Origin of the sequence: Pandoraea iniqua, from assembly GCF_902459685.1 — a bacterium.
GTDB classification, from domain to species: Bacteria; Pseudomonadota; Gammaproteobacteria; order Burkholderiales; family Burkholderiaceae; genus Pandoraea; species Pandoraea iniqua.
Map to the genome: position 1 here is coordinate 900,936 of NZ_CABPSF010000001.1, position 14,443 is coordinate 915,378.

Sequence of the window (14,443 nt, forward strand, 5' to 3'; positions counted from 1 at the left end):
CGCACCGAAGCGCGCTGCCAATGTTCAGAAGCCGCGTCGACATGACCTCATGACCCAGAAACCTCGACATGAATAATTTTCCGGTTGCAATTCTGTAACATATCACACAACATTTCACACACTATATTACGACCCGCAAGCGCACACAACTGCTTTTCTGGGAAGTGTGAAGGGTGTAGTTCCTACCCGCAGCTGGGCGTGAGCATTGGCGTGCAAGTGTCATCGGCTGGTATCTCCTTGGGAGTCGGGTAATGGCAATGAACAGCAAGCGTCGGCAGGTAGTACAGGCGATCGGGGCCGCGACAGCGGGTTGGATGGCGGGGTCGTGGGGCAGCGCGCAGGCGCAGAGCAAACCGCCGGGCGAGCTCACCCTGTCGCTCGATTTCACGGTGCTCGGCCGTCACGCGCCGTGGTACGTCGCCTTGGGCAAGGGGTACTTCAAACAGGCCGGTCTGAACGTCAAGATCGTGCCGGGGCAGGGCACCGCCCAAGCGATTCAGGCACTCGAATCGGGGATCGCGCAGTTTGCGTTTTCCGACGTGGTGTCGCTGGCGCTGGCCCGCGCTCGCGGCGCCAGCAGCGCGCGCTTCGTAGCGATGAACTACCAGAGCGCGCCCTACGCCATCTTCTCGCTCGCATCGGGAGCCAATGCCGGCTCGCCCGACAAGCTCACCGGTCTCGAAGTCGCCAGCGGCGCGGGCAGTTTCTCGCCCAAGGTGATTCAGGGCTTCATGAAACAGCACAAGCTCGACCCGGCGTCGATCAAGTTCGTCAACGTCGACGGCTCGGCGCGCGTGAGCATGCTGCTGAGCAAGAAGGTGCCGGCCATCGAGAACTTCATCTTCAGTCAGGTGGGCATCGAGAAAGTCTTGCCGCCGGGGCAACTGACCACGTTGCTGCTCGCGGCCAACGGGCTGGAGTTGTATGCCAATGGCCTGTTGGTGAAAGACGAAATGATCAAGGCGCAGCCCGACACCGTGCGCGCCTTCGTCAAGGCGGCGATGCAGGGCTGGCGCGACACGCTGGCTGACCCCGAGGGCGCCGCTACCGTCATGGCGAACTACGTGCCGGGGCTCAATCACGAAGTCGCCGTGGGCGAAATCAAGTTGCTCGCCACGCTCGCGCAGAGCCCGGCGACCCAGCAGAACGGGTTGGGCTGGATCGACGCCGATCGCATGAAACGCAGCCTCGACTTCATCGCGCAGAACATCGGCATCACCGGCAAGGCCCCCACGGCGGCCGAGTTGTACACGACAGAATTTCTCCCGAAGGTGGGCGCATGAACGCACCTCGCGACGCCGCGCACGCCATTGCGTCTCAAGCCAGCGCGGCTTCCGCTGCTCAATCTGCTGTTCAACTTGTTTCCAAGCCATTCGCTGAAATTGAGGGCGTAAGCAAGGTCTACCCGCCGCGCGGCAAGAATGCGCAGACGGTCGCGCTGGAGAGTGTGAGTTGCAGTTTCGAAGCCGGCCAGCTGGTCGCGCTGCTGGGGCCGAGTGGTTGCGGCAAGACCACGTTGTTGCGCGTGGTCGCCGGGCTGACGCGTCCGACGACCGGCGTGGTGCGCATCGACGGCCAGCCGATCACGGGCGCGCAGCGCGACTTCGGCATCGTGTTCCAGAGTGCGAATCTGATGCCGTGGCGCAACGTGCTGACCAACGTGTTGTTCCCGATGGAAATCCTCGGACGCGCCGACGCTGCTGCCAAGTCACGCGCCCGAGAGCTGCTTGAGCTGGTCGGTCTGGCGTCGTTTGCCGAGGCCAGACCGCACGAACTCTCCGGCGGGATGCAGCAGCGCGTGGCGCTCTGCCGCGCGTTGATTCACGCGCCGCGCCTGTTGCTGATGGACGAGCCGTTCGGCGCACTCGACGACTTCACCCGTATGGAAATGCACGACCTGCTGCTCAACGTGCGCGAGCACACGCGAGCGGCCGTGATGTTCGTGACGCACAGCATTTCCGAGGCGATCTATCTCTCCGATCAGGTACTCGTGTTCAGCCGCCGCCCGGCAAAGATTGCCGAGCGCATCGACATCGATCTGCCGTATCCGCGCACGCAAGAAATGCGCTTCACGCCGCAGTTCACCGCGTACGAGCGCCATGCGAGCGCGTCGCTGGGAGTCGTGAAATGTCAAAAGTGAATCTCCGTGCGGTGGCGTATCCGACGCTCGGCATCGTGTTCGTCATCGTGCTGTGGCAGCTCTACGTCACGATGTTCAACGTCTCCATCGCGGTGCTGCCCACGCCTGCCCAGATTGCGCAGTCGTTCGTCAGCGATCGTGCCGCGCTCGTCTCGCAAGGCTGGGTGACGTTGCAGGAATGCATCTACGGCTTCGGGCTGGCGTTCATCGTGGGCGTGCCCATCGCCTTCGTCATCGCGAATTCCCCCGTACTCAATCGCATGTTCTATCCGCTGCTCATCGCGATGCAGTCGGTGCCGAAGGTCGCGCTCGCACCGATCATTCTCGTGTGGCTGGGCACCGGCATCGAATCGAAGCTGGCGCTCGTCTGGCTCGTGGCGTTCTTCCCCATCGTGGTGGATACCGCCGCCGGGCTGCGCAACACGCCGGTGAGTCTGCTGGAACTGGCGACGTCGCTGCGCGCCACCCGCATGCAGATCTTTACCAAGATCCAGATGCCGGCGGCGCTGCCGCACATCGTCTCGGGAGCCAAGATCGCCGTGACGCTGGCGGTCATCGGTGCCGTGATCGGCGAGTTCGTGGGGAGCAACGAGGGCTTGGGCAATCTGCTGCTCGTGGCGAACTCGCAACTCAACACGCCGCTGGCGTTCGCTGCCCTGATCTCACTCGCGATTCTGGGTCTCGGGCTGTACGGCGCCGTCGCGCTGATCGAAGTGGCGCTGCAACCGTGGCTGCCGCATACCGCCGAGGCCGCGTAGCAGGAACGGAAGCCTTACCGAAGGGTTACGCATCATCAAACGCGCCGTCGTACAGGCACACCGGCGCACCGATACGTCCGACAAGTCATACAGGGAGATCGCTCCATGAGCAGTGAAGACCGCCAGTCCGCACCCACCGGTGCCCCGATGCCCTCGCTTGCCGAGATCCTGCTGCACAGCGAAGCGATGCCGTGGCGCGACAAGTCGCTCGCCGGTATTGCCGAAAAGATGTTCTGGCGCGACGAGGCCACTGGCGCATCCATCGCGCTCATCAAGTTCTCGAAAGGCGCGGGGATTCCGGCACCGCATTCGCATGCGTCGAACCAGTTCATGTATTGCCTGAGCGGGAAATACGAATACACCTCCACGGGCGTGACGCTGCTGCCCGGCAGCTTCTACTGCAATCCCAAAGGCAATGTGCACGGCCCGACGATGGCGCATGAAGAGACCATCGTCGTCGAGATTTACGACGGGCCGCATTACCCGCAAAAGCCCGACTGGTACACGGACGAGCGCGATGCCCACTGAACACGTTCCTGACGGTCTGCCGCCCGCGCAACTGCACACGCTGATCGCCGCGTTGTTCTCGGCGGCGGGCGTGTCGGCGGCCGGCGCGGAGATCGTCGCGCACGCACTGGTAGCGGCCGACATCAGCGGCAAGGCGTCGCACGGTGTCATGCTGGTACCGATGTATCTGGCGCGCATGAAGGCAGGTTCGGTGACGGCTGCCGACGAAGCGCAGATCGTGCATGACGGCAAGACCACGATGGTGCTCGACGCCGCGCATGGTCTCGGCCAATTGAGCGCGCATCAGGCCTGCCATCTCGCCACCGTTCGGGCGCGGGAATATGGCCTTGCGATGGTGACCGTGCGTAACGCATTTCACTTCGGCGAAGCGGGCTACTGGGCGCGTCGCATGGCGGATGCGGGTTGTGTAGGCATCGCCATGGCCAACACGCGGCCATTGATGCCTGCCCCCGGTGGTGCGCAACGGCGTGTCGGCAACAACCCGCTCGCGATTGCCATGCCGCACACCGACGATGTCCCGGTGGTGCTCGACATGGCGATGAGCGCAAGCGCGATGGGCAAGATTCGTCTCGCGGAACGCGCTGGCAAAACACTTCCCGACGGTTGGGCCACCGACGCACAAGGCGCGCCGACCCGCGACCCGGCGACCGCCATTGCCGGCATGTTGCTACCGGCCGCCGGGCCGAAAGGCTTTGGGCTGGCGTTCATGGTTGATCTGTTGTGTGGCGGCCTGTCCGACGGCGCCGTGGGCGATCAGGTGCAGCCGCTGTATGGCGACGCCGCCACAGCCTACGGCAGCGCTCAGGCATTTCTCGCCATCGATCCCTCGCACTTCGGGTTGCAACAACCGCTCGCACAACGTGCCAGCGATTTCGCGCGCGCCGTGCGTGAATCGCAGCTCGCACCGGGTGTCGCGCGTGTCTTCAGTCCCGGCGAACAGAGTTGGCAGTTCGCGCAGGACCATTGCGAACAGTGTCCCGTGTCGGCCGATACGGCCCGACAGTTGAGCGCACTCGCACGCGAAGCGGGCATCGACGTGCCTGCCGCATGGCGATCCCTTTGACGTTTTCCCGCAGCAGAACAGGACTCTCATCATGGCAAAAGAACAGATCAGTACCGACGCCCTGCGCACACCCAACGGGCATTTCTCGCAGGCGACGACCATCGAGGCACGCGGCAAGCTCGTCTTCATCTCGGGCATGACGGCGCGTTGCCCCGACGGCAGCATTGCCGGCGTCGGCGACATCGAAGCGCAGACGCGTCAGGTGTGCGAGAACATCAAGAACGCGGTGACCGCTGCGGGCGGCACGCTCGATGACGTGTGCCGTGTCGACGTGTACGTGCGCAACATGGAGCACTTCGAAGCCATTCACAAAGTGCGTCGCGAATACTTCCGTCCGCCACTGCCCGCATCGACGATGGTGGAAGTCACGAAAATGGTGTCGCCCGACTATCTCATCGAGATCAACGCGATCGCTGTGTTGCCTAACGCCTGATCGCTTTTCTTGATGCGATTCAAACCCCACAAGATAACGCGAGACAACTGAGACACGTCATGGCTTTCGCTACGCTGCTTCACAAGAATCAACAACGTATTGCCATCCGTCACGACGATGCATGGGTGCTGCTGCCGGTCGCCATGGGCGACATGGTGGCTTTGATCGAAGGCGGTGCGTCCGCACTCGCGCAGGCGCGTGAGTACGCCACGTCGGCACAGGCCGAGCGCGTGCCGGTCAGCGACGCGCATTTGCTGGCCCCCATCACGCGCTTTCGACGCGACGTGCTGTGTACGGGCTGGAATTACTGGGATCACTTCGAAGAAGGCAAGGGCAAGCGCGACGGGCAGGACGTGCCGAAGCCGACGGCGCCGACGTTCTTCACCAAAGGGCCCGACACCGTTCTCGGCCCGTACGATGACATTGCTTACGACGCCACCGTCTCCGCCAAATGGGATTACGAAGCCGAGATGGTCGTCGTAATCGGCAAAACGGGCCGCAGCATTCCGGTGGAACGCGCGATGGAGCACGTGTGGGGCTATTGCCTCGCGAACGATATTTCGCAACGCGATCTGCAACGCCGTCACGGTGGTCAATGGCTCAAGGGGAAGTCGATCGACGCCTCGATGCCGCTCGGCCCGTGGCTGGTGCCTGCCGATGAGATCGACCCCGCACGCGTGCATCTCGAATGCGTGGTGAACGGCACCGTGCTGCAATCGGCCAGCACGGCGCAGATGGCGTTCTCCATTCCCGAGCTCATCGCCGAACTGTCGTTCGGCATGACCTTGCGCGCGGGCGACGTGCTGCTCACCGGCACGCCGAGTGGTGTAGGTAACGCACGCGAACCACAGATTTTCCTGCACGAAGGCGACAACGTGATCGTGCGCGGCAGCGGGCTGGGCGAGTTGCGCAATCGTCTGGTGAAGGCGAATCTGCGTGGCGAATCCGGTGTGAAGATCGACGCACCGGTGCAGGCCTGACGACGGCAACCCGACGAGGATTCTCATGGACAAGGTGGCAGTCAGCGGACTCAACGGCTTCGGCATGACGGTGCCGGATCTGGAGAGCGCGAGCAAGTTCTACAGCACGTTCGGTCTTGACGTGACGCCGTCCGCCGACGGGCAGGCGCTGTTGTGCAATTGCGTTGGCCGCAGCGGCGACGAAATCGTGCTCACACGCGGCGATCAGAAGCGGCTGCATCATCTGTCGTTTCGCATCGAGCCCGATACGGTCGACACCTTCATCGCGCAAATCGAAGCGCATGGTCTGAAGGTGCACACGCAGCCGCCCGGCAACTGGCAGCGCGCGGGTCTGTGGTTCGAAGACCCGTGGGGCACGTGGATTCATCTGCTGCCCGCAGCGGCGCAAGCATTACCGCGTGTGGCGATGCCGACGTACAACTTCGGCGGCGAGTCGCGGCGGGTGGACGTCAATTTGTGGCAAACGCTGGACAAATCACGTGTGCCGTTGCGTATCGGCCATCTGCTGATCTTCACGAACGAATGGGAGCGCGCCGAGCGCTTCTATGCAGACGTGCTAGGCCTGCGCACGACGGACCGGGCGGCGGGCAAAGTGGCGTTTATGGCCGCGGGTGTGGGTGTGATCGACCACCATTGCTTCGGGCTCATCAACAGCACACATCGGGGCTTTCAGCACGCGAGCTTTCAGGTGCCGGGCTTCGACGATATCGGCTACGGCGCGTGGCGCATGCGTGACGCCGGTTATGGCGACGGGTTCGGCCCGGGGCGGCACGCCATCGCGTCGAACCTGTTTCACTACGTGCGCGACCCGTGGGGCAGTTGGGTCGAGTTCTATGCCGACATGGACAAGATCACCAGCGCGTGGGTGTGTCGCGACTGGAACGACCTGCCTTACACGTGGGGGCCGCGCTGGTCGCCCGAGTTCTGGGGCAAGGACATGAACGCGAATCTGGAGCCACGCTAATCGTCGCTGAAGCCGGCGGATGACCGGCATGCGGCAGTGGGCAAAACAACCGGAGCAAGGGCCATGGCAATACCTCGCATCGCGCTGGACGTACACGCGCACCTCGCCCCCATCGAGCCATCGCGGCTGTTGGGCATCGACGGCGTGCGCTGGGACGCGTCGCAGCGCAAGCTCGACGTCGACGGGCACATCGTCGGCATCGGCGCACTGTTCTCCCCGGAATCACTGATCGCGTGGATGGACGAGCAAGGCATCGAGCGCGCTTGGGTGTCGATTCCCCCGCCGCTGTATCGCGCGCATCTCCCCGAGGAGGGGGCACGTGTCTGGTGCCGGTATGTCAACGATGCGCTGGCCGATGTTTGTGCGAAGCACGAGTCGCGACTCGCCGCGCTGGTGCATCTGCCGCTTGAGCATCCCGAACTGGCGCACGAAATCGCAGCGGCGAACACTCGGGAGACGCGTTACGCAGCGGCGGCTGGCGGGTACGACGGCACGCTGTCCGACGACGCCTATGCGCCGTTATGGCGTGTGCTCGACCGGCAGGGGGCGTTCGTGTTCCTGCATCCGGGCCATTGCTGCGACACGCGCCTCGCCAACTTCTATCTCGAGAACCTGATGGGCAACCCGGTGGAGACTGCCGTGGCGGCTTCGCATCTGGTGTTTGGCGGTGTCGCCGCACGGCATCCGAAGATCCGCTTCTGTCTGGCCCACGGCGGTGGCGCGACAGCCATGCTTGCCGGCCGTTACGAGCGCGGTTATCGCACGGCGCGGCCCGGTGTCGATACGTCGCTACCGACGCCGCGCACGACGCTCGGGCGCTTCTATGTCGACAGCATCGTGCACGATCCGCAGGCGCTTGCGCTGAGCGCATCGGTGTTCGGGCAAGACCATGTGCTGTTCGGCTCCGACTGGCCGTTCCCGATGGGGCTGCTCACACCGCATACGCAGTTGGCCGACGCCGACCCGGCGCTGGCCGAGGCTATCCGTACGGAGAACGCACACAAGCTGCTCGACGGCCTGCGCTGAGCATTTTCGGACGACATTGCGCGGTTTGCTGCCGGACGTGCGTCGTCGTAACCCATGCTGGCCGGGGCGCCGAAAGCTGGCCCCCGCGTCATGCCCGCCGTTTGCTACACTTGCCGCCTGAAAAGTCACTCTCTCGGGGCGTCAATGATTGGCCGCATCTCCGGCATCCTGCTGGAAAAGAATCCGCCGCACCTCCTGGTCGATTGTCAGGGCGTTGGCTACGAAATCTCGGTGCCGATGAGCACCTTCTTCAATTTGCCGAACGTCGGCGAGCGTGTGACGCTGCTCACGCAGTTCATCGTGCGCGAGGACGCGCAACTGCTGTTCGGCTTTGGCTCCGTCGATGAGCGCAACACCTTCCGCGAATTGCTGAAGATCTCCGGCGTGGGCGCACGTACCGCGCTGGCGATCCTCTCGGGTATGAGCGTGGCCGACATTGCGCAGGCTGTGACGCTGCAAGAGTCGGGCCGTCTGGTCAAGATTCCGGGCATCGGCAAGAAGACTGCCGAGCGTCTGTTGCTCGAACTCAAGGGCAAGCTCGGCGCAGAACTGGGCACGGCGCCCGGTACCGCGAAGCCGCACGATCACAAGAGCGATGTGGTCAACGCGCTGCTGGCGCTGGGCTATTCCGACAAGGAAGCGCTCGCTGCCGTCAAGACCGTGCCGGAAGGCACGAGCGTGTCCGACGGTATCCGGCACGCGCTCAAGTCGCTCTCGAAGGGCTGATCTGACGCTCGCAAACCTGTTGGCGTGAGGAAACGGCATGCAACTCCGGTGGCTTGAAGACTTCGTCGAACTCGCACGCACGCGCAGTTTTACGCGGGCGGCCGAGAACCGTTTCGTCACGCACCCGGCGTTCGGACGGCGCATTCGTGCGCTGGAAGAATGGGTCGGCACCCGGCTTGTTGAGCGCACCAAACCGCTCGAACTCACCGCCGCGGGGACCGTCTTTCTCGATGCGGCGACCAACGCCCTCGAAATTCTGCACGGCGCCCGCACGCATTTGCAGGATGCCGCCCCCACGCTCGAAAACAACCTGAAGATCGCGACCGGCCGCACGCTCGCCGCGACGTTTTTCCCCGACTGGTATGAAGCGACGGCCTCGCGCATCGGCTTTTTCACGGCCACGCTGTCGACCAGCGGCGCCGAGGAAGCGATTCTGCGGCTGGCCTCGGGCGAAGTCGATCTGCTGCTCGTGTATTCGAGCCCGCACACGCGGCTGCTCATCGACCGGGAGCGCTTCGACTGGCTGACGGTGTCGCGCGAGGTGCTGGTGCCGGTGAGCGCGCTCGACGCGAAGGGGCGCGCAAAGTACCGTCTGGCTGCGGGGCCGACCCCCATTCCATGGCTGGCGTTTGCCCGCACGCTCACACTGCGTGCCGTACTGGCGCGTCATCTGGCGGAAATGCCGAACCGGCCGACGCTCAAGCCCGTCTATCAGGCCGACTCCTATGAGGCGATTCTTGCAATGGCCCGGCGCGGTGCCGGCATCGCATGGCTGCCGCAGCGCTTGGTGGCCGACGACGTGAGCCGAGGCACGCTCGCCATCGTCGGCGGCAAGGATTGGCAGATTGGATTCGACATTGCGTTATACCGGCGGCGCCACCAGCCGCATCACGTGCTCGATGCCATCTGGCAGGCCGCCCAGCGCGACGCCGACGACGCGCCTTGAGCGCGCCGACCGGGCCCGTTTCCTCTGGATCAACTCACCTGCGTCATTGCGGCCGAAGCGACGCCATGCCCTGCTTGAGGTAATCGATCAGGCGCGCATCGACCAACGTGCCTGCCATCATTTCCGGCTCGTTCATGTGGGCAGCTCGAATCTTCGCGTGTGTCGCGGGGTTGTCGCCAGCGTACGAGCGGAAGTACGTCATCCACCGTTGCACGAGCGTCTGGACGTCCGGCGACTGCGGCGGCGTACCTTTTTCCAGATGATCGCGTAGCTCGCCAATGAGCACGGGCCACTCGTAGGTGTAGGTCAGGTAGTTCGCCTGCAAGAAGCGGAATTCATCCTCGTCGAGGTACTTCGCGTAGATCGCGAACTTCGTTTGCGCGAAGGCTTCCTGCACGAAGCGCATCAGTTCGGGCGTGATGCCCGTTTGCGTCACCATCTGCGATTCGGTCGTGTGCATGTGATTGAGCTTGGCGAGCAGCCGGGCGTCGCCGCCCGTGTCGCGCTCGACCATCGCCATCCAGCGGCGCGCGGCTGCCTGCGCCGCCGTGCTCTGCGGCGTGTCGCCGCTCGCCATCAGGGCCTGCACATGGGCCACCATTGCGGGCCATTCGGTCTCGCGCGCGACGTCGTTCTGATAGAGCGGCAGGCGGGCGAGCTCGTCCTTCGTGAAGTACTTGTCGTACATGGTCATCAACTCCAGCGTTGTCAGCCATTCGGCAAGATCCGGCGCTTCGCCGCTGTCCAGTTGCGTGCGCAAGCCAGTGAGCCGGTCGCGCAGCCGGGCGGCCTCGTCGATCTGATGCGTGAGCATGTCGATCTGACGGGTAATCAGCGAGGCCAGCGGTACGTCGGGTCTTGCCAACCAAGTGCCGATGTCGGTGAGCGACATCCCGAAACGGCGCAGCGCCTGAATCTGGTGCAGGCGGGCAACGTCGCTGCGGTCGTAGAGTCGATATCCGGCATCGGAGCGCGCCGAAGGCGTGAGCAGGCCGAGCGTGTCGTAGTGGTGGAGCGTGCGCACCGTCAGGCCGCAGCGTTTGGCTAATTCACCGACTTTGAGCAACATCCGGGCACTCCCATCATCTTCTGGCGTAAGACAAGGCTGAAGGCTCACGTAACGTGAGGGTCAAGGGATTTTATGCGACGGAATCGAAGGGAGGGGAAGGCGGAAGCAAGGAGGGAGGCTGAGCGTCCCGCCGGGGAGGCGGGACGTGTCATGCAGTGACAGACCGGCGCGAGCCCAGCGCGCCGGTCTGCGGCATCAATGCTCGTGATGCAGGTACTTTGCCTGACGCGGCAAGCGCAGGCTGACGAAGAACGCGATCACCATCATGGCCGTCACGTACCAGTAGAACGTCGGTTCCTGACCGGCTTTCTTCAGGCCGAGGGCCACGTATTCCGCCGAGCCGCCGAAGATCGCGTTAGCGACCGCGTAGGCCAGGCCCACGCCCAGTGCACGGACTTCCGTCGGGAACATTTCGGCCTTCACGATACCGCTGATCGACGTGTAGAAGCTCACGATCGCCAGCGCCAGCGAGATCAGCAGGAACGCCGCGATCGGGCTTTGCACCGTCTTGAGCGCCGTCAGGATAGGCACCACGGCAATCGCACCGAGAAAACCGAACAGCAGCATGTTGTTACGGCGGCCGATACGGTCCGACAGCATGCCGAAGATCGGCTGCATGCACATGTACACGAACAGACAGCCCGTCATGATGTAGCTGGCGGTCTTGATCGGCATGCCGGCCGTGTTGACCAGATACTTCTGCATGTAGGTCGTGAACGTGTAGAAGATCAGCGAGCCGCCGGCGGTGTAACCCAGCACCGTGAAGAACGCGGCCTTGTGGTTACGGAACAGGCCCGCGAGCGTGCCGGCTTCACGATTCGTCCGGCTGGCGGCCGTCGACGTTTCGTGCAGCGTACGGCGCAGCATGAGCGCCACCACGGCCGTGATCGCGCCGACCACGAACGGAATGCGCCAGCCCCATGCCTTGAGTTCGGCTTCGTCGAGCAATTGCTGAAGAATCACAACCACGAGCACGGCGAGCAACTGGCCGCCGATGAGCGTCACGTACTGGAACGACGAGAAGAAGCCGCGACGGCCTTTGAGCGCGACTTCACTCATGTAGGTTGCCGTGGTGCCGTACTCGCCACCGACCGACAGACCTTGCAGCAGACGCGCGAACAGCAGCAGCGCCGGCGCCCAGTTGCCGATGCTGGCGTACGTGGGCAGCGCGGCGATGAGCAGCGAGCCGAAGCACATCATCATCACGGAGATGACCATCGAGTTCTTGCGGCCCTGACGGTCGGCGATACGGCCGAAGATCCAGCCGCCGATCGGGCGCATCAGGAAGCCCGCCGCAAACACACCCGCCGTGTTGAGCAACTGCGCCGTCGGGTCGGAACTCGGGAAGAACGCCGGCGCGAAGTAGATCGCGCAGAACGCATAGATATAGAAGTCGAACCACTCGACCAGATTCCCGGACGAGGCCGCCACGATGGCGAAGACGCGTTTGCGCACTTCTTCCGGCGTGGGCGGGGCGTTGGTGGTGTCGGCGCTCGTTGTGACTGTGTCTCTCATTTCTATTGGCGATGTGCGGCATCGCGTTAATCACGTTGCAACATGACGCAAATGCGATGGGTCCATCCAATATGCACTTCACACATTAACGAATCCGCACATCGCGTCGCGGGGGCGGGGCAACTATAGCGGTTACCCGCAGGCCGGGGCAATGCCCACGCGCCGGATTGATCATTTCGGAATTGGAAATAATCGCCGGGATTGTTGCGTTGCAGCATGGTGATCGGCCGCGTCAGACGGTGATCTGCACCGCGTGAAGGCCTGTTTCGGCAGGGAGTACGAGGGCGCAAAAATTCTTTGAATTTCTCGCCATGCGAGACGGGGGGCGGCCACATGGCACGGTGCGATCCGCTGCAAACCGCAGCGAGCCGCCGCGAACCGTTATGACTCGTTATGACCCGGACGCGAAGCGTATTTCTCGCAGGCACTTATTTGCTTTTCGATATCCATTGGTTAGCCGCGCGCGGGCGGGTCAGTACCATGAAGGGCTACTTCGTCCGTTGGCCCTCACGCGTGCGGGCCGTCCGAAGTGGTCCGATTTGGCCCGATTCGGCCAGAAGCAAACCAGCAGTGAAGTCATGCAAGGCGATACGTTATTGATCAAGTCGGGCGGTGAGGCGGCGCTCACAGAGTGGCAGCATCACTTCGCCCGCCTGATGCCCGGGCTGCGGGTGTACGGCTGGGACGATCCCTTCGTCGATGCACGCTGCGTGAAATACGCGCTCGTGTTTCAGCCCGATCACGGGCGGCTGGCCGACTATCCGAAGTTGCGATTGATTCTGAGCGCGGCGGCGGGCGTCGACCATATTCTGGCCGACCCGGCGTTGCCCGCCAATGTGCCGATCGTGCGCATGATGACCGACGAGACGCGCGAGCGCATGAGCGACTACGTGACGTGGGCGGCGCTCTCCATCGTGCGCGACATGCCGGTGCTGATCGCCGCGCAGCGCGACGGCGAGTGGGCCAACGCGCGCACCGGGCGGCTCGCCCGCGACACCCGTGTCAGTGTGCTGGGGCTGGGCGAACTGGGCCGGGCCGTGGCGTCGCGGCTGCGTGTGCATGGCTTCCAAGTGAACGGTTGGGCACGCACGTCGAAGTCGCTTGAAGGCGTGAACGTCTTCGCCGGTGAATCGCAGCGCAACGCGATGCTCGCGCAGACCGACATTCTGATCAATCTCCTGCCCGATACGCCTGCGACGCGGGGCATTCTGGATCGCGGGTTATTCGCTCGCCTGCCCGCCGGTGCGAGTCTGATTCAGGTCGGACGCGGCGCACATCTGGACCGGCGGGCGTTGCTCGACGCCCTCGACAGTGGCCGGTTGCGCTCGGCCGTGCTCGATGTCTTCGATCTCGAACCGCTGCCACCCGATGACGCGCTGCGGCGCCATCCGAAGATCGTCATCACGCCGCACATCGCCTCCACCGTGTCGTACGCGGCGCGGGCGCGGCAGGTGGCCGATGTGCTCGGTGCGCACTTGCGAGGCGCGCCACTGCCATTTGTCTACGACGCTACGCGAGGGTACTGACGCCCATGAAATTCTCATCGAATGCTTCCCCCGACGCGGGGGGAGACCCGGCGCCCGCCGACGTCGCTGCCATCGCACGCGGCGAAGAAGCTTATGAACGCATCCGGCGCGACGTGCTGGCCTGCGCGATCATGCCGGGCACGATCATCAGCGAGGCGGAACTGATGCGCCGCTACGAGATTGGCCGCGCCAGTTGCCGGGTAGCGCTCGTACGGCTCGTGCATGAAGGGTTCGCGCGTGCAATTCCCCGGCAAGGTTATCGCATCGCACCCATCACACTGGCCGACGTCGAAGAGATCTTCAACCTGCGCGCGCAGCTCGAGCCGATGGCGGCACGGCTGGCCTGCGGCAACGTCGACACCGACCTGTTACAGCGCTTGAACGACGCCTGCGAAGCGCCCAACGCCCACAAGCCGATTGGCCATCAGATCGACTGGTTTTTGCACACCAATCGAAAATTCCATCTGACGATTGCGGCGGCCAGCGGCAACGCCCGGCTTTATCGAACGCTGGCCGGGTTGATGGACGACATGGAACGGCTGGTGTCGCTGGGCTTCGGCGTGCAGGGCATCCGGCCCCGCATCGAGAGCGATCACGAAAGCATTATCTCGGCACTCGCGGCGAGCAACCCGGCGCGCGCCGAAGCGCTCGCCCGCCGCCATATCGAGACCTTCCTTGCGCAGACGAAGGAGCAGGTGTTCGCCAGCCTGTCGACGGCAGGCGCGTGGCTGCCGTACTTCTCCATCGCCGAATTGCGCAAATAGTTTCA

The 14,443-nt window shown here is 63.8% G+C and carries 15 protein-coding genes; 13 read left to right on the forward strand and 2 right to left on the reverse strand.

Annotated features, from left to right (window positions below):
- Window positions 1-251 precede the first annotated feature (251 nt).
- The 11 genes from PIN31009_RS04005 (at window position 252) to PIN31009_RS04055 (ending at window position 9,564) form a co-directional block, all read left to right on the forward strand.
- Window positions 252-1,283, forward strand: coding sequence for an ABC transporter substrate-binding protein (locus PIN31009_RS04005; protein WP_150683080.1), 1,032 nt, complete (start codon window positions 252-254; stop codon window positions 1,281-1,283).
- A complete protein-coding gene (locus PIN31009_RS04010; RefSeq protein WP_150789373.1) occupies window positions 1,280-2,140 on the forward strand; it encodes an ABC transporter ATP-binding protein in 861 nt (286 codons plus the stop codon). Before PIN31009_RS04005 ends, PIN31009_RS04010 begins: the two co-directional genes overlap by 4 nt.
- Window positions 2,128-2,898: an ABC transporter permease gene (locus PIN31009_RS04015; protein ID WP_087723885.1), complete on the forward strand. Its 771-nt coding sequence runs from the start codon at window positions 2,128-2,130 to the stop codon at window positions 2,896-2,898. The genes PIN31009_RS04010 and PIN31009_RS04015 overlap by 13 nt, the downstream gene beginning before the upstream one ends.
- A 105-nt stretch (window positions 2,899-3,003) precedes the next feature.
- Window positions 3,004-3,426: a cupin domain-containing protein gene (locus PIN31009_RS04020; protein WP_087689703.1), complete on the forward strand. Its 423-nt coding sequence runs from the start codon at window positions 3,004-3,006 to the stop codon at window positions 3,424-3,426.
- Window positions 3,416-4,489 carry an Ldh family oxidoreductase gene (locus PIN31009_RS04025; RefSeq protein ID WP_150789374.1) on the forward strand — a complete coding sequence of 358 codons (1,074 nt, stop codon included), beginning with the start codon at window positions 3,416-3,418 and terminating at the stop codon, window positions 4,487-4,489. Before PIN31009_RS04020 ends, PIN31009_RS04025 begins: the two co-directional genes overlap by 11 nt.
- Before the next feature lie 31 nt (window positions 4,490-4,520).
- Window positions 4,521-4,922 (forward strand): RidA family protein, encoded by a 402-nt coding sequence (locus PIN31009_RS04030; RefSeq protein WP_058377243.1) that lies wholly within the window; start codon window positions 4,521-4,523, stop codon window positions 4,920-4,922.
- 59 nt (window positions 4,923-4,981) lie between these two features.
- The gene (locus PIN31009_RS04035) at window positions 4,982-5,902 is read left to right on the forward strand and encodes a fumarylacetoacetate hydrolase family protein (protein WP_150789375.1); all 921 of its coding nucleotides are present in this window, start codon (window positions 4,982-4,984) and stop codon (window positions 5,900-5,902) included.
- Window positions 5,903-5,927: 25 nt separating this feature from the next.
- Entirely contained in the window at window positions 5,928-6,866 is a 939-nt protein-coding gene (locus PIN31009_RS04040; protein WP_150789376.1) for a VOC family protein, read from the forward strand.
- Between the two features lie 63 nt (window positions 6,867-6,929).
- Window positions 6,930-7,892, forward strand: a complete 963-nt coding sequence (locus PIN31009_RS04045) for an amidohydrolase family protein (RefSeq protein ID WP_150789377.1) — start codon at window positions 6,930-6,932, stop codon at window positions 7,890-7,892.
- 144 nt (window positions 7,893-8,036) lie between these two features.
- Entirely contained in the window at window positions 8,037-8,618 is a 582-nt protein-coding gene (ruvA, locus tag PIN31009_RS04050; protein ID WP_058377247.1) for a Holliday junction branch migration protein RuvA, read from the forward strand.
- A gap of 37 nt (window positions 8,619-8,655) precedes the next feature.
- Window positions 8,656-9,564, forward strand: coding sequence for a LysR family transcriptional regulator (locus PIN31009_RS04055; RefSeq protein WP_058377248.1), 909 nt, complete (start codon window positions 8,656-8,658; stop codon window positions 9,562-9,564).
- A gap of 43 nt (window positions 9,565-9,607) precedes the next feature.
- Here the strand turns inward: PIN31009_RS04055 and PIN31009_RS04060 are convergent, their stop codons facing one another.
- The gene (locus PIN31009_RS04060) at window positions 9,608-10,633 is read right to left on the reverse strand and encodes a MerR family transcriptional regulator (protein WP_150789378.1); all 1,026 of its coding nucleotides are present in this window, start codon (window positions 10,631-10,633) and stop codon (window positions 9,608-9,610) included.
- Between the two features lie 195 nt (window positions 10,634-10,828).
- Window positions 10,829-12,148: an MFS family transporter gene (locus PIN31009_RS04065; protein ID WP_150683088.1), complete on the reverse strand. Its 1,320-nt coding sequence runs from the start codon at window positions 12,146-12,148 to the stop codon at window positions 10,829-10,831.
- A 578-nt stretch (window positions 12,149-12,726) separates the two neighbouring features.
- Between PIN31009_RS04065 and PIN31009_RS04070 the strand changes: the two genes are divergently transcribed.
- Together PIN31009_RS04070 and PIN31009_RS04075 are read left to right on the forward strand one after the other, a co-directional pair.
- Window positions 12,727-13,674 carry a 2-hydroxyacid dehydrogenase gene (locus PIN31009_RS04070; RefSeq protein WP_150789379.1) on the forward strand — a complete coding sequence of 316 codons (948 nt, stop codon included), beginning with the start codon at window positions 12,727-12,729 and terminating at the stop codon, window positions 13,672-13,674.
- Between the two features lie 5 nt (window positions 13,675-13,679).
- Window positions 13,680-14,438 (forward strand): GntR family transcriptional regulator, encoded by a 759-nt coding sequence (locus PIN31009_RS04075; protein ID WP_150683090.1) that lies wholly within the window; start codon window positions 13,680-13,682, stop codon window positions 14,436-14,438.
- Window positions 14,439-14,443 lie beyond the last annotated feature (5 nt).